This is a genomic window from Aquimarina sp. RZ0 (assembly GCF_008370685.1).
GTDB lineage: Bacteria > Bacteroidota > Bacteroidia > Flavobacteriales > Flavobacteriaceae > Aquimarina.
This window is the reverse complement of record NZ_VTZU01000006.1, coordinates 98,275-118,269: the sequence shown is the minus strand read 5'-3', so window position 1 is coordinate 118,269 and position 19,995 is coordinate 98,275. Positions and strand designations below refer to the sequence as shown.

The window sequence follows — 19,995 nt, the reverse complement described above, 5'->3', positions numbered from 1 at the left end:
ATTATTTTTTATTCGTTTGGTAAAGAGTCTGCTATGAATAAGTTAAAGAAAATCCATAAAATTATATTTCTTTTTGTTTTAATATTTCTATTAGGAATATACTCTTTTACACTTTATATAGGAAATACTATAGATAAGAAAACTGAGATTCAAAAACAATCAGAAATAAACAGCCCGATACGTTCTGATCGTGAAGCTACACAAATTAATTAGTTTTTTTGTAATTTGTATATTTAACCGATCTATTATATGGCTTACTCTATGAAGGATTTTATTACAATTGCAACTTTTACATATCCAAACGAATATGCAATATTACGACTTCTTTTAGAAAGAGAAGGTATATCTTATTTTTTTGAGAATGAAACGATGGTTGGAGTCTTCCCTTTTTACTCTAATGCGCTCGGAGGTATTCACCTGAAAATACACAAAAAAGATATTAAAAAAGTACAACAGATCATAGATGAACTCAATACAAATTCTCATCTAAGAATAGTATAATTCTAAAATTTCATAGCTATCTATAGTTTTCAACATATATTATATATATATCTTTCTTTTCTTTAAATTTAAAAAATAAAATAGTGATGATTATATAGTGTTGATAGCGGTAAAACTTTCTCTATTATTATTTGGTTATTAAGTTAGATCGAATTTTCATAAAAATATGAACAGGATATTAATAGTATAATGGCTTGAAAACGTTACAAAAATGAATTTTAATTAACAGTTGTTAATAGTTTATAAACACAGTTTTTTATTAATATTTTTATGGTAAAACCGTAGTTAATAACATGGATTTAATGTTTAAAAACTTATCTAAAAAAACATACTTTATAATTTTGATATTTGATTAAAGTCCATGTATTCTAATAAAAAGTAAGATTACCAAAAAAACTTTTTCAATTTTAAAAACTATTTATTCACATGCTATGTTAACAGGTATCATACACTTATTAACATTGACGTAACATTAGGTTAATATATTGAAATTCCTTTGTTTAGTGTTTTTACTAGATATATTGATCTATAATATTATTTCTTGTTTTAAAATCAGAAATGATATAAAGTAAATAGAAGAATTATATCGATTGAAGTATCTTTGTTTTTTAATTTTAATAATAAATAATTTTTTAAAAAGTAAACATTGTGAAAATAGCTATTGGAAATGATCACGCAGGGACTGACTATAAATTTGCTATTGTTGAATATCTCGAATTACAAGGTATAGAGGTAATCAACTATGGAACTAATGAAGAAAGTAGTGTTGATTATCCAGATTTTGTACATCCTGTTGCAAAAGATGTCGATACAGAGAATGTTGATTTTGGAATATTAATATGTGGTAGCGGAAATGGTGTTTCTATGACAGCAAATAAATATAAAAATGTCCGAGCAGGTTTATGCTGGACAAAAGAAATAACAGAATTAACAAGACAGCATAATAATGCCAATGTAATAAGCATTCCTGCTCGTTTTACATCATTACCCCAAGCAATCGAAATGGTAAAAACTTTTTTAGCTACAGAATTTGAAGGTGGAAGACATCAAAATAGAGTTAATAAAATTACTATGTGTTAACAATTTATAAATGAGTTTACTACATTTTGAAGTCAAAAAATTTGAAGAATTATCTACTACAGAATTATACAAAATTTTACGTCTACGAGCTGAAGTATTTGTTGTAGAACAAGACTGTGTATATCAGGATATCGATAATAAAGATCAGATAGCACTTCATATAATTGGTATTAAAAATGATGAAGTAGTGGCTTATACAAGGATATTCAGAGCAGGTGATTATTTAGAAAATGCAAGTATTGGGAGAGTTGTAATATCAGAAAAAGAACGAAAATATGGTTATGGGCACTTGCTTATAGAAAAAAGTATAAAAACAATCCATGAGCTTTTTGAAGTACAGGAAATAAAAATATCTGCACAATGTTATCTCATAAATTTTTATGAAAAACACGGTTTTAAGCAGACAGGTAAGGAGTATCTGGAAGATGGAATCCCACATATTGGCATGATAAAATCATAAAACTTGTAATAGATTTCTTTCTTATACTTTTGTTTGTTTGCTATTTCATAAAACACCCCCCTAACCCCTCTCAATAGGGGAATATATGTTTGCGATTTTATTTCTCTTTAAAAAACCACCTGCTTAGCTGGTGGTAATGTTCTGTTGGCTGTGCCTTATATTTGTACTATGAGCAAATATAAGAAGCAAAGTCACGTAATTTACAAATGTGATAATCACATTGTCTGTGTTCCAAAATATCGATTGCGAATATTAAGAGGTGTTATTAAGCATATGGTTGAAAAGGATTTGCGTATGCTTTGTGAGTTGAAATCTTGGGAAATCTACAATAGCCTTCCCTCTAGAGAGGGATAGTATTTCAGCTTGTGCCATAGGCAAAAGTTAGAAATACTTGGGTGTGTGTTTGATTACTTTATGTTAAACACACCCTTAACCCTTTTTTAGTCATTAAAAGAGCTTTATTTAAAAAATGAGAGGCTTTATCATATTCTTTTTTTTCTTTATAAATATTTCCCATTAATTTATAACATCGAGCAAGTTCAAAATGATCTTTGCCTAAAATATTTTCTCCAAATATTAAAGTTTTTTTTAACTGTTTTATTGCTAAATCATACTCTTTAATACTATGATACAATAATGCTATGTTGTAATTATTAATCAATAGAATTCCCCGATGCTCTGCATCGGAGGTTTTAGAGGAAAGTTTGAAAACGGATGGTTTTCATTAAATTGTAAAACTTTCTTCCGTTGAATACCCCTATGGCTCTGCCTCGGGGATTCTTTATTTATAAGTGCTTCTTTATAATATTCAAGTGCTTTATTGTATTCTGATTTAGAAATTTCTAAGTTTTCTCCAATTTTCTCCAAAGCCTTTACTTTTTCTATGTTTTTTTTTAGAAGAAAAGTATCGCAGGTTTCTAAAGATTTTTTCTAAAAAATAAAGGATTGATTATATAATTGTAATTGCCAAAAACTCTCAGAAATCCCATTATAACATCGAGCTACACGCTCCCAAGCCTTAGCTTTTTTATAAATAGGTAAAGCCTTTTTAAAATATACAATGGCACTATCTAATTTGTTTTCATTAAACAAAGAATCTGCTTTTTTAAAATATCTGGAAGCTAGAATTGTATCTTTTTTAGTTTTACTTTGAGAAAAAGCAATACATGTAAAAAACAAAAAGACGAAAATGGTTTTTAGTGTATGCATGAGCTTTTGTTAAAAAAGGAATAGATAAAGATATGCTTTTTTGGATAATCACTGTGGCGCTGTTAAAACAGACTCCTAACTCCTCTCAAGAGGGGAGTCATACTATATCTTTTGTTTTCGAACGTCAAAATAAAGAGCATCAATAACACTGCTATCTATGTGTTTTCTTTCTCTTCTGAAGTAAAAAATAATTCGATTCAGTTTATGGTGATTTCATTTAAGAACTGGTATAATAAACAGAATCCGAATATAAGAAATAAGCTAGAAGGAATTGCATCAATGCATAACTATAAATGCTAAGCAATTTCCATAAAGTTTTATGATCTGAGAATCTATCGGTTTCCTACCTTTGCATTTATGATTGAAGATAAAAATACACCGAGAACCTCTTTGTCCGAACTTGGAGAGTTTGGACTCATAGACCATTTGACTAAAAATTTTGGAATTTCTCAACCAACTACTGTTAGAGGAATTGGTGATGATGCCGCGGTTTTAGATTTTAAAAGCAAAAAATGTGTACTAACTACAGATTTATTGATCGAAGGTGTTCATTTTGACTTATCCTATGTGCCTTTAAAGCATTTGGGGTACAAAGCATTGATGGTTAACCTCTCTGATGTATATGCAATGAATGCAACGGCAACGCAGGTAATGGTATCCATTGCGGTATCTAATAGATTTCCGCTGGAAGCATTAGAAGAATTATATGCAGGAATAGCTACAGCTGCCAAATTATATAATATTGATGTAATTGGAGGAGATACTACCTCTTCTACCACTGGTTTGATGATTAGTATTACTGCGGTTGGTCAGGCTGATGATAACGATTTGGTATATCGAGATGGAGCTGGAGACAACGATCTTTTGGTAGTGAGTGGAGATCTGGGAGCTGCATATCTGGGACTTCAGATATTAGAGAGAGAAAAACAGGTTTATAAAGCCAATCCCAACTCACAACCCGATTTAGATCCATATTCGTATCTGATAGAACGACAATTAAAACCAGAGGCGCGTAGGGATATTATAGAACTTCTAAAAGCACTACAGGTAACTCCAACAAGTATGATTGATATTAGTGACGGTCTTTCTTCTGAGGTAATTCACCTGTGCAAAAAATCTAAGGTTGGCGTAAATTTATATGAAGAAAAAATACCATTGGATCCAGTTGTGATTTCTACGTGCGAAGAGTTTCAACTCAATAGTACGACTGTTGCACTAAATGGAGGTGAAGATTATGAATTATTATTTACAATCAAGCAAGAAGATTTTCTGAAGATTAAAGCGAATCCTAATCTTACAGTTATTGGTCATATGACCGATGAGAAAAGTGGAATAGGGTTGGTGACAAGAGCTAATGAAAAAATCGAATTACAAGCTCAGGGATGGAATCCAATTAAAGAGTAATTTTTAGGATGCAGCCTGAAAATCTATTTTTCTGTTATTTCTTGCTTCTTTTTTTTGATGCACAAAAGAAAGTGTATCATTAATTTCTTTAAGCTTAGGGGTCATTGCTTCTAATCTGCCTCTGCTATTTATTGTTGCCTGTTCCTTACAATGTGTACAGGTGTATTCTTTTATATGATTAGTAACACGTTTAGAAGTAACATACTTATGACCGAATAAGGCACAGTATATTTTTGAAAACGAGAATGACGAATATAGGGTAGATTTTTTCATCTTTTCAAGGGTTAAAAGTTCATTATCAATACAATAATAACATTTTTTTAGTTATTAACAATATTTTGTAGGAAAAATTTTATAAAAAATGATAATTTAATCGATAAAAGTATATATTATAGTGCTTTAATCCTTTAAAAAATGTTTTTTATCGTTAAAATCTATATTTCTATTGTAGTTTTTTAAACCTTTGTGAAGATGTCAAAAAAAGGGGAAATTATTTATTTAAAAGAGAGAAATTGATCTAAAAATTTCAAGAATTCATTATGATTTTCCAGATAAGACATATGCCCTCCATCAAATACTCTTAGTTTTGTTTCGCACAGTTTGGCTTCAGCCATAGTTTGCTGGCATGATAATACCGGATCTTTTTTTCCTGCAAAAATAATTTTTGATCCCTTAAATTTTTGTAGAAGCTCTGAGCGATCTTTTCTTACCTTCATTCCTTCCAGGGCAGAAATGATTCCCTGAAGTGATGTTTTTGATGCTTCTTTTTTGATACTTTCGATTTCTGTTTTAAATTGAGAACGATTTTTTTCTGCAAAAAGATTTGCAATGGCCATACTGGTATATATATCAGGATTTCTTTTTACTAGATTTATTGCTCTTCCTCTATTTATTTTGCGTTCCTCACTATCAGGAAAAGAGGTAGAATTCACTAGTACCAGCGCAGAAACAGCTTTTGGGAATAAATCAATATATGCCAATGCTACATAGCCACCCATAGAATGACCAATTAATATAATATCTTTTAGTTTTAATGCATCTGATACTGCTTTTGTTGCCATTGCCATATCTTCCATCGTATGAATATAGCCTAAACAGGCTGTTTTTCCGTGGCCTAACAAATCGATTGTAATGCACATATATCGATCAGAGAAATAGGGAATAATATCATCCCACATAGTTGAGTTTTCTATGAAGCCATGAAAAAAAACTAAAGGCTTTCCTTTTCCTGAAGTCATGTAATTTATTTTAATCCCTTTATAGGCTAATGTCATTTCTAAATTTATATTTTAGCGATATAAACCTAACTAAATGCGATTTAATAAAGAAACTTTTATCACAGGATTTGCGTTGTTTTCTATGTTTTTTGGAGCAGGAAATTTAATTCTTCCACCTAATTTAGGGTTTAGAGCTGGTGATATGTGGGTGTGGGTGACTTTTGGATTTATCATCTCAGCTGTAGTACTTCCATTACTGGGAATTTTTGCACACGCAAAACTACAGGGCACTATGCTGGACTTTGGAAAAAAAGTTTCTCCTACATTTAGTCTTATCTATTGTTGTATTGTATATGCCATTTCAATAGCGTTACCATCCCCGAGAACAGCCTCTGTTACTCATGAGATAGCAATCAAACCATTTATAGGAACGAGTGCTTTACTCACAAGTAGTATTTATTTTGCACTTGTATTATTTTTTGTTCTGAACAGATCTAAGATTCTCACAGTTTTAGGTAAATTTCTAACTCCGATTATCTTTATAGTAATTTTGAGTATTATTTTTGTTGGAATTTTTTCTACTCATCTGCCAATGAACCCTTCTGATATAAAAACTCCTTTTATAGAAGGGATGTTAGAAGGCTATCAGACTTTTGATACTATAGGAGCAGTGGTAGTTGGGGGTGTGATTATTATTTCTCTTCGGTTAAAGGGAAACATGAGTTTTGAAGAAAGTAGCAGAGTAATCCGTAATGCGGGAATAATTGCAGGAATAGGTCTTTTTATAGTATATGCTGGATTAATATGTAATGGAGCATTGTTTGCCAACGATTTTGAAAAAGAAATAAGTCGTACGGCATTGTTATCTGGATTAAGTTTAAAGACATTAGGTAATATTGGCAGCACTTTTTTAAGCATACTCGTTTCTCTTGCTTGCTTTACTACTGCAGTAGGAATTGTTACAGGAACTGCTGATTTTATTAAAGGTGTTTTTAAACAATCTCAGCAAGCATATACAATTACTGCTATAATAGGTTGTATTCTTGGGGTTGCAATGAGTCAGTTGGATGTACACGATATTATAGTAGTGGCAATTCCTGCTTTGATGTTTATATATCCTATTACGATCATATTGATATTGCTTAATATATTGCCCGAAAAATTCACGCATCCTGCTATTTTCAGAATAGTAGTGATAGTTACAATCCTATGTAGTATTCCGGATTTTTTAGGTTCTATTGGGCTGAAAGAAGAAATTCAGTTCATATTGGATATAGCTCCCTTAGGAAATTATAGTCTGGCGTGGTTAGTTCCTGCATTGGCAACACTAATACTTATGAACTTTGCGTATTTGTTCATCAAAAAATAAAAGCTTTGAATTGTCATTAAGAATAAGTTCTAGCTAAACCATAAAAATACACATAAGAAACTTTTTTCTTTTTCTTTTTAGTGTTGTAAAACAAAAAGACCTGAGGTTTTTATTTTCAGGTCTTTTTATCTATATCTTCAAAAAAGGAAGTATACTATTCTCTGTAGAATTTGCACTTAATAAAACAAAAGTTCAGTACGACCAAAAACAATAGTAAGGTTGTTTTTTTATTTTGAAAGGTTATAGAAAAAGTACGATATCAAATATGTTTTCCTTTTTCCCAACCGTGTTTACCAAGATATTTTTCTCCAGAATCAATAGCTCCTTCTTCTACAGTAGTTCCCATAGAATCATTCCACCTGTTCAGGTATCCAAATAGTGAGATTACTCCCAGCATTTCTACGATTTCACCTTCATCCCAATATTTGTAAAGTTCTGTTTTGATGGTTTCATCTACAGTATTAGGGACAAGTGATGCCGCAAGAGAAAAATCCAAAGCAGCACGTTCTGCAGCACTAAAAGCCGAGTGCGTTTTATACTCCCAGATATTATCCAATTGCTCTTGTTCTGCTCCATATCGTTCTGCGGCACGAATTGCGTGTGCCTGGCAATATCTGCAACCAGTAGCATTACTACTCACCCAGGCGATTAAACGCTTTAGAGCAGAAGTCACACGACCTTCATTAGCCATCACAGCTTTGTTAAGGTTAATAAACGCTTTAGAAATTGCAGGTCTTCTCTGCATTGTTAATACAGAATTAGGGCAAAATCCTAAAGTTTCATTAAAGAAGGTTGCTAATTCTTTTGTTTCGAGATCGTGATCTTCAGATAATGGTGTTACTAATGGCATGTGTATGTGTAATTTTTATTGAGTTACTTGTAATTTTTAATGCAGCAAAATACAAAACTAAAGCTAAACGGAAAGGAGTCAGTTTGTTTTTTGTACTTTGGATTTTTTAAAATAAAATTGGAATCACAGTTCGAAATGAGATGGATCTTAAAACCAAAACCCGAATCTTCTATAATACAGAGATTATCCTCAGCTTTAAACGTGGATACTATTATTGCTTCTTTATTAGTGCAAAGAGGCATAGAAACCTATGATCAGGCCAAAATGTTTTTCAGACCTTCCTTACATGATCTGCATGATCCTTTTTTGATGAAAGATATGAATCTGGCTGTTGCGAGAATTGAAAAAGCAATTACTGCCCAGGAAAATATCATGGTGTATGGGGATTATGATGTAGATGGCACTACATCTGTTGCATTGATGTCTTCATATTTAGAGACCATATCATCACAGGTTACTACCTATATACCAGATAGGTATACCGAGGGATATGGTATTTCTTATCAAGGAATAGACTACGCATCTGATAATGATATTAGTTTGATAATTGCATTGGACTGTGGTATTAAAGCCATAGAAAAAATTGCATATGCGAAGGCAAAAGGAATAGATTTTATTATTTGTGACCATCATAGACCCGGAGATCAGATACCAGATGCTATAGCAGTGTTGGATCCTAAACGTGATGATTGTGAATATCCTTATAAAGAATTATGCGGTTGTGGCGTAGGTTTTAAACTGATGCAGGGAATAGCAAGTACTCAAAATCAATCGATAGACGATTTAGTACCCTATATGGATTTGGTAGCTACTGCAATAGGAGCTGATATCGTGCCGATAACCGGAGAGAATCGGGTGTTAGCCTATTTCGGATTGCAGGTTATTAATCAAAGTCCCAGAGTAGGTTTTAAGGCAATGCTTACTCAGGTACAGAAAGAGACGCTTACCATTACAGATGTTGTTTTTATCATTGCTCCAAGAATCAACGCTGCCGGGAGAATGAAACACGGATTACACGCAGTAAACCTGCTAACAGAGAAAAACCCAGAAGTAGCCTCTCAATATGCTTTGGAAATAGAAGTATATAATAGTGATAGAAAAAATGCAGACAAAAATATTACTGAGCAAGCATTGATTCAAATCAAAGATCATGGGGAAGAAGAACGATATACAACTGTTGTATATCAGGAAGACTGGCACAAAGGAGTTATTGGGATTGTAGCTTCCAGACTGACAGAAACTTATTATAGACCAACTTTAGTTTTTACTAAAAGCGGAGATAAATTAGCTGCTTCTGCCAGATCCGTTAAAGGTTTTGATGTATACAATGCGATCGATGCTTGTTCTGAACATCTGGAACAATTTGGAGGACATAAATATGCAGCTGGTCTAACTTTAAAAGAAGAGCAGTATGAGTCATTTAAACAAAAATTTGAGGAAATAGTAGCAGCTACCATCGATAAAAAATTATTATCTCCAGAAATACAGATTGATGCCACGATAGAATTGGATCAAATTTCTCCAAAGTTTTTTAGAATTCTTAAACAGTTTGCTCCTTTTGGACCAGGAAATATGACACCTGTTTTTATGACAGATCATGTAACAGATACTGGATATGGAAAATGTGTAGGTGCAGCTGATAAACATCTAAAGTGCAGGATAGAAAAAAGTGGGCTGACCATCGGGGCTATTGGTTTTAATCTGGGAACCAAATGTGATACTATAAGAGACAAAAAACGTTTTAAAATAGCGTATACACTTGACGAGAATGAATGGAATGGTGCCATCTCATTACAATTAAAACTAAAGGATATTAACTAAAATTATTTTTATTTAGATTTATTCTAAATAGTTTAGTATTTTTGATTCAAATCTGATTCAATATGAATACTATTGATAGAATTTACAGTAACACTATTGGAATATCTTTTTTCTGGAAAAAAGGAAAAGAAACTGTAATACGATTTGTGATTAAAAAATTCGTATAAATTCATTGAATTATTTTTTCTTTATGCAAGGCAAAAAAATCAAGCATAGCTATAGCTACGGTCTATTTTTTAAACGAAGTAGAAAGGAAAAAGAAACGATGAATATGCGAATAACACCTAAAATTCAGTTAGTCTTTAGGGATATCGGTTTTTTATTAACCCTTAATGAGTTAAAAGATTTTTCTGATTCATGCGCAACAACAAAAATGTCACCAGGTTGTAACCAGTGTACTAACTGTAATTGTAGGTCATTACTACTTAGAACTCCTTCAGATAAAATTGATCTGGCAATTAGTAAAAAGGAACTCGATCAGATACATGAATTAATTAATGAAACTATCTTTAGAGTAGAAATACAGGTTTGAGTCAAGAATACAGGGCTTAATTAAGAAAGTTCATTGTTATTTAAGAAAGTCCAAAATTTTATAGGAAACCTCTTCTGCTTTAGTTTCCTGTATAAAGTGTTTTTCATCTATAAAATGAATATCTTCTTCATCTATTTTTAATGCATTAATCACTTTTGCCTGTTGTGGAGTCCATTGTAACATGGTATCATGAATACCCCAAATTACAGCTGTTGGAACCTCCAGGTTTTCAAAAAGAAGCGAATAATCAGGAAAATAATTACACGTTCGGGTAAAGAAGTAGTACATACCATTTGTTTTACCTTCTAGTAGTGGTGTTTTATACCCTTCTACATCTAACTCATTAAGCGTATTTTCTTTTAATCCTTCTTTAAACAAAGACTTTAATAATGTATTTGTAGTCACTCCATTGCGATAGGACCACATGGCTGCTTTGGCAGCAGCTCCCGGACTAAATCGTATAGGAGGGTAGAATCCTTCCTCATAAATGATAGTATTTAATATGACAAGTTCTTCAATCCTTTTTGGTGCTTGATTTATGAGTTCCCAGGTCCAAACTCCACCTACATCATGCATCACATGAGACCAGTATTCTATACCCAAAGCATCCATAAGTGCTATAAGTCGTTCTGCATGTGCTTTTTCGCTATAAATCTTATATCCCTCGGGAGAATCACTGGAACCATAACCCAGCATATCGGGAACAATTACCCGATATCCTCCAGCGACTAACGGGTCAATCATTTTTCTATATAACCAACCAGAAGTAGGTACTCCATGGAGTAATACGATTACAGGACCTTTTCCTTTGTCAATATATTTTATAATACCGTCTTTACTTGGGAAAGACCGTTGCGATGCCCTGAATTCTGTATAAGTCAGCTGACCTTTTCTGATATTGGTATTTTGATATGGTTTACAACCAAAGACAAGAACACTCATAAGAAGTAGAAAGTAAAGCTTCTTCATATATACATGGTTTGAAAAGTAGCAATTTACTTAAAATCATTATTGTATGCTATTGCATTTGATATTTTTAATAAATAGAAGTGGTTTTAACTTTTTTCAGTTTGCTATAAAAATTCTCTTTTTGACTCGATAATCGAGATTTAAATACTCCTAGGCTTGCCTCGAAATCAAAATGTTTTTTTCAATAAATGTCTCGTTTGCTCCAAGGTAGTTTACTTAATTTTCTGCTTTTTCTTATTTCGGGCACTGTTATTAAGCTCAAAAAACATTTCTATTGATCAAAAAAACAATTACTTTTCTGCTAGAATCAAAAGAGTTTAAATCATTTCATACTCTCTTTATTCTATCTTTGTTATCTTAAAATCTTTTCCATTAAAATGTATACGATCATCCACTTTTTTTCCTAATAGTAGTTTTCCTATAGGAGTATTAGCGGCAATGGCAAAATACGTCTGATCTCCTATAATCAGTTTTCCTATAGAAATACTTAAAAAATAACGCTCTTGAGAAGTTTCTACTAAACTGCCTAATCGTATGACTGCAGAAGATGGAGAAGTATCTATTTTGTTTACAATTTCCTGTAATTTTTTAACTTCTGCCAATTGAACACCTGCTTTTTCTCGTTCTAACTGAAGCATAGCACGACCGGTTTCATGTTTATCTCCGGCAGTACTCTTAGTTTCTGAGGTCAAAGACTCCTGAATATCAGAAATAGTATCTAGAATTCTTTCCTGTCTTTGATTGACATAACTCAGACATTGATTTAGCAATTCTGACTTGATTTTATGATTAAAACCTGTATGCATATGTTAATTTACAGGTTTTAGAAGGAAATACAAGGGATAGCCCAAAATATGAGTTTCGTTCACTATTTCAAAGCCTGTTTTTTGATAGAAACGCAGATTACTTGTTGTTGTGGTCTCCAGATAGATTGGTATATTTCCATAATATTTTAATACTTCCACAAGTAATTTTGCTCCTATACCTTTCCCTTTATATGTTGATTTTGTGCCCATGATCCATAAATGTAAAAACGAAAATTCGGGATGGTTAGCTCTCAAGATTTTTTCCCTTTTGATCACTTTGAGTACATTTTTAAACCCAATACAACGCATCACCAGTATCGTATTCCATATTAAGGTTTTAAAGGTTATTTTTTTCTTTTCAGGATCTATAAATAATATACAAGATTGCTCATCATCACTCATAAAAATTTCTCCAAATCGCAATGCCATCTTATATTGATATTCCATTAGTGAATATAATCTTTTTGATCGGTTATGATCCTGCTTGATCACAAAATTTATAGAATTAGGAAATGTTTCAGTAATAAAAGCATCATATAAAATATCTATAATAAGCTGTTTATCTCGAAAAGATGCTTTTTTCATCTGTTTGTGTTCATTGAAGTAAAAACGAAATAAAATGGATTAGAAGTTTTTTTCTAATAAATACTTTGTGCGCTTGCCCCGATGTAGGTTACCTCAAAATAAAATCTTTGTTGACCAATACCAACTAATCCCGAATAAAATAACTATTCTTTTTTGATTTCAAAAGTTAATGTTCCATAATTACGCATTTGTATACGAATCCATTTTTTTCTTTTTTGTATATAATCTGAAGGAGGATTAGCAAGATATTTAATGGGGTTGGGTAGAATGGCTGCAATAGCCGATGCTTCAGCTACAGTAAGGCTCATAGCACTTTTGTTAAACCAGAATATAGAAGCCGCCTGTGCACCATAAATCTCATCTCCCATTTCGATACTATTCAGATATACTTCGAGAATACGTTCTTTACTCCACAACGTTTCGATCAAAAGGGTAAAGTAAATTTCCAAGCCTTTACGAATCCAGCTACGTTTGGGCCATAAAAAAATATTCTTTGCTGTTTGTTGAGAGATGGTACTTGCGCCTCGTAACCGCTTACCGGATTGATACTCTTGTATCGCTGTTGAGATTGCTTTTGTATCAAAACCTGAATGCGCTACAAATTGCTGATCTTCACTACAAATAACAGCTAGTTGTAGGTTTTTAGAGATTTTTGCCAGAGGAACCCATTGATGTCTTATCGTCTTATTACTTTTTGATTGGAGATGTTTTATCCACATTAATGGTGTCGCATATGGGTTTATCCATTTGTAGGTCAATACCCAAAGAATACTAAGCACGAGTAACCAGAGACAGGTTTTTAATAAAAATCTAAAAATATTTGTCATCAAAATATAATGCTTTCTTACAAAAGATCTGCCAATTCTCTACCAACCATACTCCCTATCGATACACCCATGCCGCCAAGTCTTACGCCACAAAAAACGTGATTAGAAATTTGATTGATGATTGATTTTTTTTGGTTTCCAATGCCCATAATACCACTCCATCGATGAGCTATCTCGAAATCAAAAGAGGGAATAACTATTTTTTTTAGCATCTCTTCTAATTTTTGCTGTACTAATTCAGTCTGTGCCATTTCAGTCGTCTCTTCTGTTTTAAAATTAAGATTTCTGCCTCCACCCAGAAGAATTCTATTATCAATATTCCTAAAATAGTAATATCCTCTATCCAGATGAAAAGTACCTTTAATAGCCAAATCTTTAATCGGTTTTGTTATTAATACTTGTGCACGTGCTGGTTTTACGTGCTCAATACCTAATTGCGACGCAAAACCATTGGTGGCTATTAATAACTTAGTAGTATAAAATGTTACCAGATTTGTTTTGAGTTCTACAGAAGTAATACGCTCATTGATTTCTTCTAAATTACAATTATTTAAAATTTTAATTCCTGCAATTTGTACCTTTTTAAGAAGGGCTTCCATCATCTTTCCGGTATCAATCTGACCTTCAAACCGATTTACGAAATAATGAGATTCTATATTTTTAAAACCAAAAATATTTTCCTTTTGTATAAATACTTGTTCCTGAAAAATGGGATATAATAAACTATTAATACGTTTTCTTTCTGACAAACATTCTTCATACAGATATTTGTCTTCTTTGGTAAATAGCTCATATCCTCCATATTGAACATACTCTATGGCACGATCGCCCAAATTTTTTCGCAATAGCTCAAGTCCCTGAGTTCTTTTCTCAATAAGTTGTAATACTTCTTCTTCTGCATGTGAATTGAGATCCTCTATTATCTCAGACAAGCTACCGAAACAGGCAAATCCTGCATTTTTTGTACTTGCTCCGTTGGGTAGTACACCTCTTTCCAGAACCAGAATCTTAGCTTTTGGGAATTTTTCTTTTAAGCGAAGAGCACAACTAAGTCCTACGATTCCACTGCCAACAACCGTAAAATCAATATTAGATAACCAGGTTTTGTATTCCCAATAACTTAGATTCATAAAAAAAGCCTCCGTATAGAGAGGCTTTATCGTTTAATTATTTATTGTACAGGATCTTCCATAGTGAAGTCTTCCATAAATTTTGTTGTGTAATTTCCAGAAACATAATCAGGATGATCCATCAATTGTCTATGGAAAGGAACTGTGGTTTTTATTCCTTCTACTACAAATTCATCGAGTGCTCTTTTCATTTTATTAATTGCTTCTTCACGAGTTTGCGCAGTAGTAATTAATTTTGCAATCATAGAATCATAATTTGGCGGTATAATATAACCACTGTATACGTGAGTATCAATACGTACTCCATGACCTCCAGGAAGATGTAAATTAGTTATTTTACCTGGTGAAGGGCGAAAATCTTTATACGGATCTTCTGCATTGATTCTACATTCTATAGAGTGTAATTGTGGAAAATAATTTTTACCAGAAATAGGCACTCCTGCTGCTACTAATATTTGTTCTCTTATTAAGTCATAGTCAACAACTTGTTCTGTAATTGGATGTTCTACCTGGATACGGGTATTCATTTCCATAAAATAGAAGTTTCTATGCTTATCTACTAAAAACTCAACAGTACCAGCTCCTTCATATTTGATATATTCTGCTGCTTTTACCGCTGCTGTTCCCATTTGTTCTCTTAATTCATCGGTCATGAATGGAGAAGGAGTTTCTTCTGTTAGTTTTTGATGTCTTCGTTGTACGGAGCAATCTCTTTCAGACAAGTGGCAAGCTCTTCCATTACTGTCACCAACAATTTGTATTTCGATATGGCGAGGTTCTTCGATAAGTTTCTCCATGTACATATCGTCATTCCCAAAGGCAGCTTTACTCTCTTGTCTGGCAGATTCCCAGGCATTTTGGAGCTCTTCTTCTTTCCAAACGGCTCGCATACCTTTTCCACCACCACCAGCACTAGCTTTTAGCATTACCGGATATCCTGTTTCTTTGGCAACTTTTATACAAGTTTCAAAATCAGGAATTATACCTTCACTTCCTGGTACGCAAGGTACACCTGCTTCAATCATCGTAGATTTTGCTGATGCTTTATCCCCCATCCTGTCAATCATCTCTGCGCTGGCACCAATAAATTTTATTTCGTGTTCTTCGCAAATTTTAGAAAACTTGGCATTTTCTGATAAGAATCCATATCCGGGATGTATAGCATCCGCATTGGTGATTTCTGCCGCTGCAATAATATTAGACATCTTTAAATACGATTCTGCACTTGATGCGGGTCCGATACATACGGCTTCATCTGCAAATCTGACATGGAGACTCTCTGCATCTGCTGTAGAATATACAGCAACAGATTTTATACCCATTTCTTTGCAGGTTCTGATTACACGCATTGCAATCTCACCTCTATTGGCAATAAGAATTTTTTTGAACATAACTTTCTAAATTTAAAAATCTCAAATTCCAGATTCCCATTCCATGGTATTGGATTTTGGGTTTGTAAATTGGAATTTTAAAATTGGGTTATGATGGGTCTACCAAAAATAAAGGTTGATCAAATTCTACAGGAGAATTATCATCTACTAAAACTTTTACAATCTTACCAGAAACTTCACTTTCGATTTCGTTAAAAAGTTTCATAGCTTCTATGATGCAAAGTACATCTCCTTCTTTAATAGAATCACCTACTTCTACAAAAGATGGTTTATCAGGAGATGGTTTTCTGTATAAAGTCCCGATGATCGGAGATTTTATTGTAATGTATTTCAAAGTATCATCTGTTGCTCCTGTATCTGCTACAGGAGTCACTGCGAGCGGAGTAGCAATTTGTTGCGCAGGTGTTGCAGGTTGTTGAGAATTCACTGCATTCCCAACCGGGATTTGTTGCAGAATAGTTGTAGTTTCTTTAGTGTCGTCTGAAGTTGTTTTAATAGTGATTTTTACATCTTCCATCTCTAACTTCACTTCGCTGGCTCCGGATTTAGCCACGAATTTGATTAAATTCTGAATTTCTTTTAAATCCATAATATTGGGTATTGTGTGTTTAGTTGTTTTAGGAGTTATATGCCCATTTTAGAAAAATGGAGCCCCAGGTAAAACCTCCACCAAATGAGGCAAATACAATATTATCTCCTTTTTTGAGTTGTTTTTCGTAATCGCTTAGTAACAATGGTAATGTTGCCGATGTAGTATTACCATATCTTTGAATATTCATAAGAACTTTGTTCTCATCCAAGTTCATTCTATTGGCAGTAGCACTAATGATCCGTTTATTAGCCTGATGTGCAATAAGCCAATCTACATCATCTCCACTAATATTATTACGTTCCATAATTTTGGTACTAGCATCTGCCATATTGGAAACTGCATATTTAAACACAGTTTTTCCATCTTGTCTTACAAAATGTTGCCCATTAGCAATAGTTTCTTCTGATGGAGGAAGTAAAGAGCCACCTGCTTCAATTTTTAGAAACTCTCTTCCTATCCCATCCGTCCGTAAATACTCGTCTTGTAGTCCTAACCCTTCATTATTAGGTTCAAAGAGTGCTGCTCCACCCCCGTCACCAAATATTATACAGGTAGTACGATCCGTGTAATCTATGATAGAAGACATTTTATCTGCCCCTATAACCAATACCTTTTTGTATCTGCCGGCTTCTATATAACTGGCAGCTGTTGACATTCCATATAAAAAACTGGAACAAGCTGCTTGTAAGTCATAAGAAAAAGCGTTTACTGCTCCAATTTTTGAAGCTACATATGCTGCGGTAGAGGCTACGAGAAGATCCGGAGTTGCCGTAGCAAAAATCACCATATCTATCTCCTCTGGGTCGAGATTTCTTTTAGTAATTAAGTCTTCTGCCGCTTTGATACCTAAGAAAGAAGTTCCTTTATCTTTATCTTTTAGTATTCTTCGTTCTTTAATGCCTGTACGAGTGGTGATCCATTCATCGTTTGTGTCAACCATAGTGGCTAATATGTCATTGGTTAACACGTAGTCTGGCACATATGCGCCAACAGCTGTAATAGCGGCTGTGATTTTACTCATATTATGATTTTAGTTTCATAAACCAAGGCATAATGATGCCTAAAAAGTTGTTGAAATTACTAAATTATATGCAAATACGGCGCAAAATAACTTGATTTTGACACATATTCAACTAAAAACAAAAAAACTCTCACAAATGCGAGAGTTCTCTTTAAAATTTTAACAGAATACTTATGCGGCTTCTTCTTCTGTATTATCAATAACTACTTGTCCACGGTAATATAGTTTACCTTCGAACCAGTGTGCTCTGTGATATAAATGTGCTTCTCCTGTAGTAGGATCTGTAGCAATTTGTGGTACAGAAGCTTTATAATGTGTTCTTCTCTTATCTCTTCTGGTTTTGGAGATTTTTCTCTTAGGATGTGCCATTGCTAAATATTATTTATCGTTTAATAAGTTTTTTAATTTATCCCAACGAGGATCTGTTTCCTCGTTATCTTTCTCTAATTTTTTTTCTTTCGGACTTAGTTCATCTAATTTATCAAGTATGTCGGATTCTAATGTTCCATCTTCTACACCAGGATGCACTCTTTTAGAAGGAACTCCTAGTACAATAAGTTCATAGATATATTGTTGAACGTTGATTTCATATTCTCCATGAGGGAGGATAAGAAGTTCTTCGTTTTCATCATTATATTCATCTCCAAACTTAACTACCAAGAAAAGCTCATTCTTAATAGGTAAATTAAAAGGTTCATTGGTGACATCACAATTTACATTTACAGTTCCCGTAGCTTTAAAATCAAGTTCTAACATAGTTGTCTTTTTGTTAAACACTATCGCTACTGTTACTGCAGATGCATTGAATTCGTCATACTCAAAATGTTCGAAGAACGTATTCTCAATTTTATACTCAAACTCGTGCAATCCTTGCTTCAGTCCAACAAAAGGGATGTTAAACTCTTTTAGTGGTTTCATCTCATCATCAGTTTTGAGTCTTTGCCACTTCGGCAAAGGCGGGTGCAAAGATAATAAAAAAATACTATGAAAGCGTTTTTGTAAGTAAAATTATATCAGAAAGTTAGTCATTAAACGATCTTTGCAATTCTAAAATTATGACATATTAGGTTTTTGATTCTTTGTGGTCTGATCTCTTGCTCCTTTATTCTGTGGTTTGCGTGGTTGTTTTTTTAATGGATTCTTAGTGAGCTCAAGGTATTCCTGTCTGTTTTTAAAAATCTTTAGTGCGGTAAATACTGCTTCTTTAAAAGAATTGTTATCAGCTTTATTCTTCCCGGCAATTTCAAAAGCTGTTCCGTGATCTGGAGAGGTACGTACTTTGTTTAGTCCAGCTGTATAATTAACGCCTTTACCAAAAGATAATGTCTTAAACGGAATTAGTCCCTGATCATGATAAGACGCTACGATGGCATCAAAAGCTTTATAATTATCAGAGCCAAAAAAACTATCGGCTGCATATGGACCATATACTAATTTTCCAGATTCATTGATTTTTTTAATTGTGGGTTTTAGTACTTCTTCATCTTCTTTGCCAATAACACCATTATCTCCACTATGAGGATTAATTCCTAATACTGCAATTTTTGGCTTACTAATGCCAAAATCTTGTTTCAAAGCCGTGTATATAGTAGCTATTTTTTGTTCTATCAACGCAGGTGTAATAGTATCGGCAATGTCTTTTACAGGTACATGATCCGTAAGCAACCCAATTTTTAAGGTGTCTGTAACCATAAACATTAAACTATTTCCTTCTAATTCCTGATCTAAGTAATCTGTATGTCCCGGGAATTTAAAATCTTCGGATTGAATACTATGCTTGTTTATAGGAGCAGTTACCAATATATCTATTTCCTCATTTTTTAAAGCCATAGTAGCCGCTGTAAGGGATTTAATAGCATAATTTCCTATTTTTTCGTTTTCTTGCCCAAAATTAATGTCTATTCCCTCTTTCCAGACATTTAGCACATTTATTTTACCATCCAGAATTTGAGCTGTTTTGTCAATACCGTGTAAGTTGGCATTTATTTTATAGTGTTTTTTTAGAAAGGAAAGGACCTTTACGGATGCAAAAATAACGGGAGTGCAAAAATCCAGCATTCTGGAATCTTCAAAAGTTTTAAGGATCACTTCACTACCAATGCCATTCAAATCTCCGATAGAAATGCCTAATCTTATTTTTTCTTCTTTCTTCATTATAACCTACTTTATAAGTATTTTTGAAATCCAAACCCGGACTACAATTTTTTAAGGTCACAAATTTAACTAAATAA

Annotated in this window: 24 protein-coding genes; 8 read left to right on the top strand and 16 right to left on the bottom strand. The window is 33.1% G+C overall.

Translation table 11 applies throughout. The features are described 5' to 3' along the window. Positions 1 to 33: 33 nt before the first annotated feature. The 4 genes from F0000_RS04150 (at position 34) to F0000_RS04135 (ending at position 2,041) form a co-directional block, all read left to right on the top strand. Positions 34 to 213 (top strand): hypothetical protein, encoded by a 180-nt coding sequence (locus F0000_RS04150; protein WP_149623443.1) that lies wholly within the window; start codon positions 34 to 36, stop codon positions 211 to 213. A 48-nt stretch (positions 214 to 261) separates the two neighbouring features. Then, positions 262 to 501, top strand: a complete 240-nt coding sequence (locus F0000_RS04145) for a DUF2007 domain-containing protein (protein WP_149623465.1) — start codon at positions 262 to 264, stop codon at positions 499 to 501. Positions 502 to 1,149: 648 nt separating this feature from the next. Beyond that, positions 1,150 to 1,581, top strand: coding sequence for a ribose 5-phosphate isomerase B (rpiB, locus tag F0000_RS04140; RefSeq protein ID WP_149623442.1), 432 nt, complete (start codon positions 1,150 to 1,152; stop codon positions 1,579 to 1,581). Positions 1,582 to 1,591: 10 nt separating this feature from the next. After that, the gene (locus F0000_RS04135) at positions 1,592 to 2,041 is read left to right on the top strand and encodes a GNAT family N-acetyltransferase (protein WP_149623441.1); all 450 of its coding nucleotides are present in this window, start codon (positions 1,592 to 1,594) and stop codon (positions 2,039 to 2,041) included. Positions 2,042 to 2,453: 412 nt separating this feature from the next. Here F0000_RS04135 and F0000_RS04130 read toward each other — a convergent pair whose 3' ends face one another. Further along, a complete protein-coding gene (locus F0000_RS04130; RefSeq protein WP_255452613.1) occupies positions 2,454 to 2,702 on the bottom strand; it encodes a tetratricopeptide repeat protein in 249 nt (82 codons plus the stop codon). Positions 2,703 to 2,971: 269 nt separating this feature from the next. Then, positions 2,972 to 3,250: a hypothetical protein gene (locus F0000_RS04125; RefSeq protein WP_149623439.1), complete on the bottom strand. Its 279-nt coding sequence runs from the start codon at positions 3,248 to 3,250 to the stop codon at positions 2,972 to 2,974. A 357-nt stretch (positions 3,251 to 3,607) separates the two neighbouring features. On the opposite strand from F0000_RS04125, the gene thiL reads away from it, so the two are divergent. After that, positions 3,608 to 4,654, top strand: coding sequence for a thiamine-phosphate kinase (thiL, locus tag F0000_RS04120; RefSeq protein ID WP_149623438.1), 1,047 nt, complete (start codon positions 3,608 to 3,610; stop codon positions 4,652 to 4,654). Positions 4,655 to 4,657: 3 nt separating this feature from the next. Here the strand turns inward: thiL and F0000_RS04115 are convergent, their stop codons facing one another. After that, entirely contained in the window at positions 4,658 to 4,927 is a 270-nt protein-coding gene (locus tag F0000_RS04115) for a hypothetical protein (protein WP_149623437.1), read from the bottom strand. Positions 4,928 to 5,148: 221 nt separating this feature from the next. Next, positions 5,149 to 5,892: an alpha/beta fold hydrolase gene (locus tag F0000_RS04110; RefSeq protein ID WP_255452612.1), complete on the bottom strand. Its 744-nt coding sequence runs from the start codon at positions 5,890 to 5,892 to the stop codon at positions 5,149 to 5,151. A 73-nt stretch (positions 5,893 to 5,965) separates the two neighbouring features. On the opposite strand from F0000_RS04110, the gene brnQ reads away from it, so the two are divergent. After that, positions 5,966 to 7,240, top strand: coding sequence for a branched-chain amino acid transport system II carrier protein (brnQ, locus tag F0000_RS04105; RefSeq protein WP_149623435.1), 1,275 nt, complete (start codon positions 5,966 to 5,968; stop codon positions 7,238 to 7,240). Positions 7,241 to 7,499: 259 nt separating this feature from the next. On the opposite strand, the gene F0000_RS04100 is transcribed toward brnQ, so the two are convergent. Further along, positions 7,500 to 8,090, bottom strand: coding sequence for a carboxymuconolactone decarboxylase family protein (locus F0000_RS04100; protein WP_149623434.1), 591 nt, complete (start codon positions 8,088 to 8,090; stop codon positions 7,500 to 7,502). A 135-nt stretch (positions 8,091 to 8,225) separates the two neighbouring features. Here F0000_RS04100 and recJ point away from each other — a divergent pair, with 135 nt between their 5' ends. Then, positions 8,226 to 9,911: a single-stranded-DNA-specific exonuclease RecJ gene (recJ, locus tag F0000_RS04095; RefSeq protein ID WP_149623433.1), complete on the top strand. Its 1,686-nt coding sequence runs from the start codon at positions 8,226 to 8,228 to the stop codon at positions 9,909 to 9,911. Positions 9,912 to 10,182: 271 nt separating this feature from the next. Beyond that, positions 10,183 to 10,443, top strand: a complete 261-nt coding sequence (locus tag F0000_RS04090; RefSeq protein WP_149623432.1) for a hypothetical protein — start codon at positions 10,183 to 10,185, stop codon at positions 10,441 to 10,443. A gap of 36 nt (positions 10,444 to 10,479) precedes the next feature. Here F0000_RS04090 and F0000_RS04085 read toward each other — a convergent pair whose 3' ends face one another. The 11 genes from F0000_RS04085 to pdxA all read right to left on the bottom strand — a co-directional run bounded on the left by F0000_RS04085 (position 10,480) and on the right by pdxA (position 19,918). Continuing rightward, the gene (locus F0000_RS04085) at positions 10,480 to 11,412 is read right to left on the bottom strand and encodes an alpha/beta fold hydrolase (protein ID WP_149623431.1); all 933 of its coding nucleotides are present in this window, start codon (positions 11,410 to 11,412) and stop codon (positions 10,480 to 10,482) included. 338 nt (positions 11,413 to 11,750) lie between these two features. After that, positions 11,751 to 12,218 carry a 3-oxoacyl-ACP synthase gene (locus F0000_RS04080; protein ID WP_149623430.1) on the bottom strand — a complete coding sequence of 156 codons (468 nt, stop codon included), beginning with the start codon at positions 12,216 to 12,218 and terminating at the stop codon, positions 11,751 to 11,753. Positions 12,219 to 12,221: 3 nt separating this feature from the next. After that, positions 12,222 to 12,803: an N-acetyltransferase gene (locus F0000_RS04075; RefSeq protein WP_149623429.1), complete on the bottom strand. Its 582-nt coding sequence runs from the start codon at positions 12,801 to 12,803 to the stop codon at positions 12,222 to 12,224. A 143-nt stretch (positions 12,804 to 12,946) separates the two neighbouring features. Next, positions 12,947 to 13,630 (bottom strand): monofunctional biosynthetic peptidoglycan transglycosylase, encoded by a 684-nt coding sequence (gene mtgA, locus F0000_RS04070; RefSeq protein WP_149623428.1) that lies wholly within the window; start codon positions 13,628 to 13,630, stop codon positions 12,947 to 12,949. A 17-nt stretch (positions 13,631 to 13,647) separates the two neighbouring features. Then, entirely contained in the window at positions 13,648 to 14,760 is a 1,113-nt protein-coding gene (locus F0000_RS04065; protein ID WP_149623427.1) for an FAD-binding oxidoreductase, read from the bottom strand. Between the two features lie 41 nt (positions 14,761 to 14,801). Continuing rightward, positions 14,802 to 16,151 carry an acetyl-CoA carboxylase biotin carboxylase subunit gene (gene accC / locus F0000_RS04060; protein ID WP_149623426.1) on the bottom strand — a complete coding sequence of 450 codons (1,350 nt, stop codon included), beginning with the start codon at positions 16,149 to 16,151 and terminating at the stop codon, positions 14,802 to 14,804. 88 nt (positions 16,152 to 16,239) lie between these two features. Further along, positions 16,240 to 16,740, bottom strand: coding sequence for an acetyl-CoA carboxylase biotin carboxyl carrier protein (gene accB, locus F0000_RS04055; protein WP_149623425.1), 501 nt, complete (start codon positions 16,738 to 16,740; stop codon positions 16,240 to 16,242). A 28-nt stretch (positions 16,741 to 16,768) separates the two neighbouring features. Next, positions 16,769 to 17,764 carry a beta-ketoacyl-ACP synthase III gene (locus F0000_RS04050; protein WP_149623424.1) on the bottom strand — a complete coding sequence of 332 codons (996 nt, stop codon included), beginning with the start codon at positions 17,762 to 17,764 and terminating at the stop codon, positions 16,769 to 16,771. Between the two features lie 171 nt (positions 17,765 to 17,935). Continuing rightward, positions 17,936 to 18,133 (bottom strand): 50S ribosomal protein L32, encoded by a 198-nt coding sequence (gene rpmF / locus F0000_RS04045; RefSeq protein ID WP_149623423.1) that lies wholly within the window; start codon positions 18,131 to 18,133, stop codon positions 17,936 to 17,938. A gap of 9 nt (positions 18,134 to 18,142) precedes the next feature. Further along, on the bottom strand, positions 18,143 to 18,682 hold the full coding sequence (locus F0000_RS04040) for a DUF177 domain-containing protein (protein ID WP_149623422.1): 540 nt from the start codon (positions 18,680 to 18,682) through the stop codon (positions 18,143 to 18,145). A gap of 135 nt (positions 18,683 to 18,817) precedes the next feature. Next, positions 18,818 to 19,918: a 4-hydroxythreonine-4-phosphate dehydrogenase PdxA gene (gene pdxA / locus F0000_RS04035; RefSeq protein WP_149623421.1), complete on the bottom strand. Its 1,101-nt coding sequence runs from the start codon at positions 19,916 to 19,918 to the stop codon at positions 18,818 to 18,820. Positions 19,919 to 19,995: the final 77 nt, after the last annotated feature.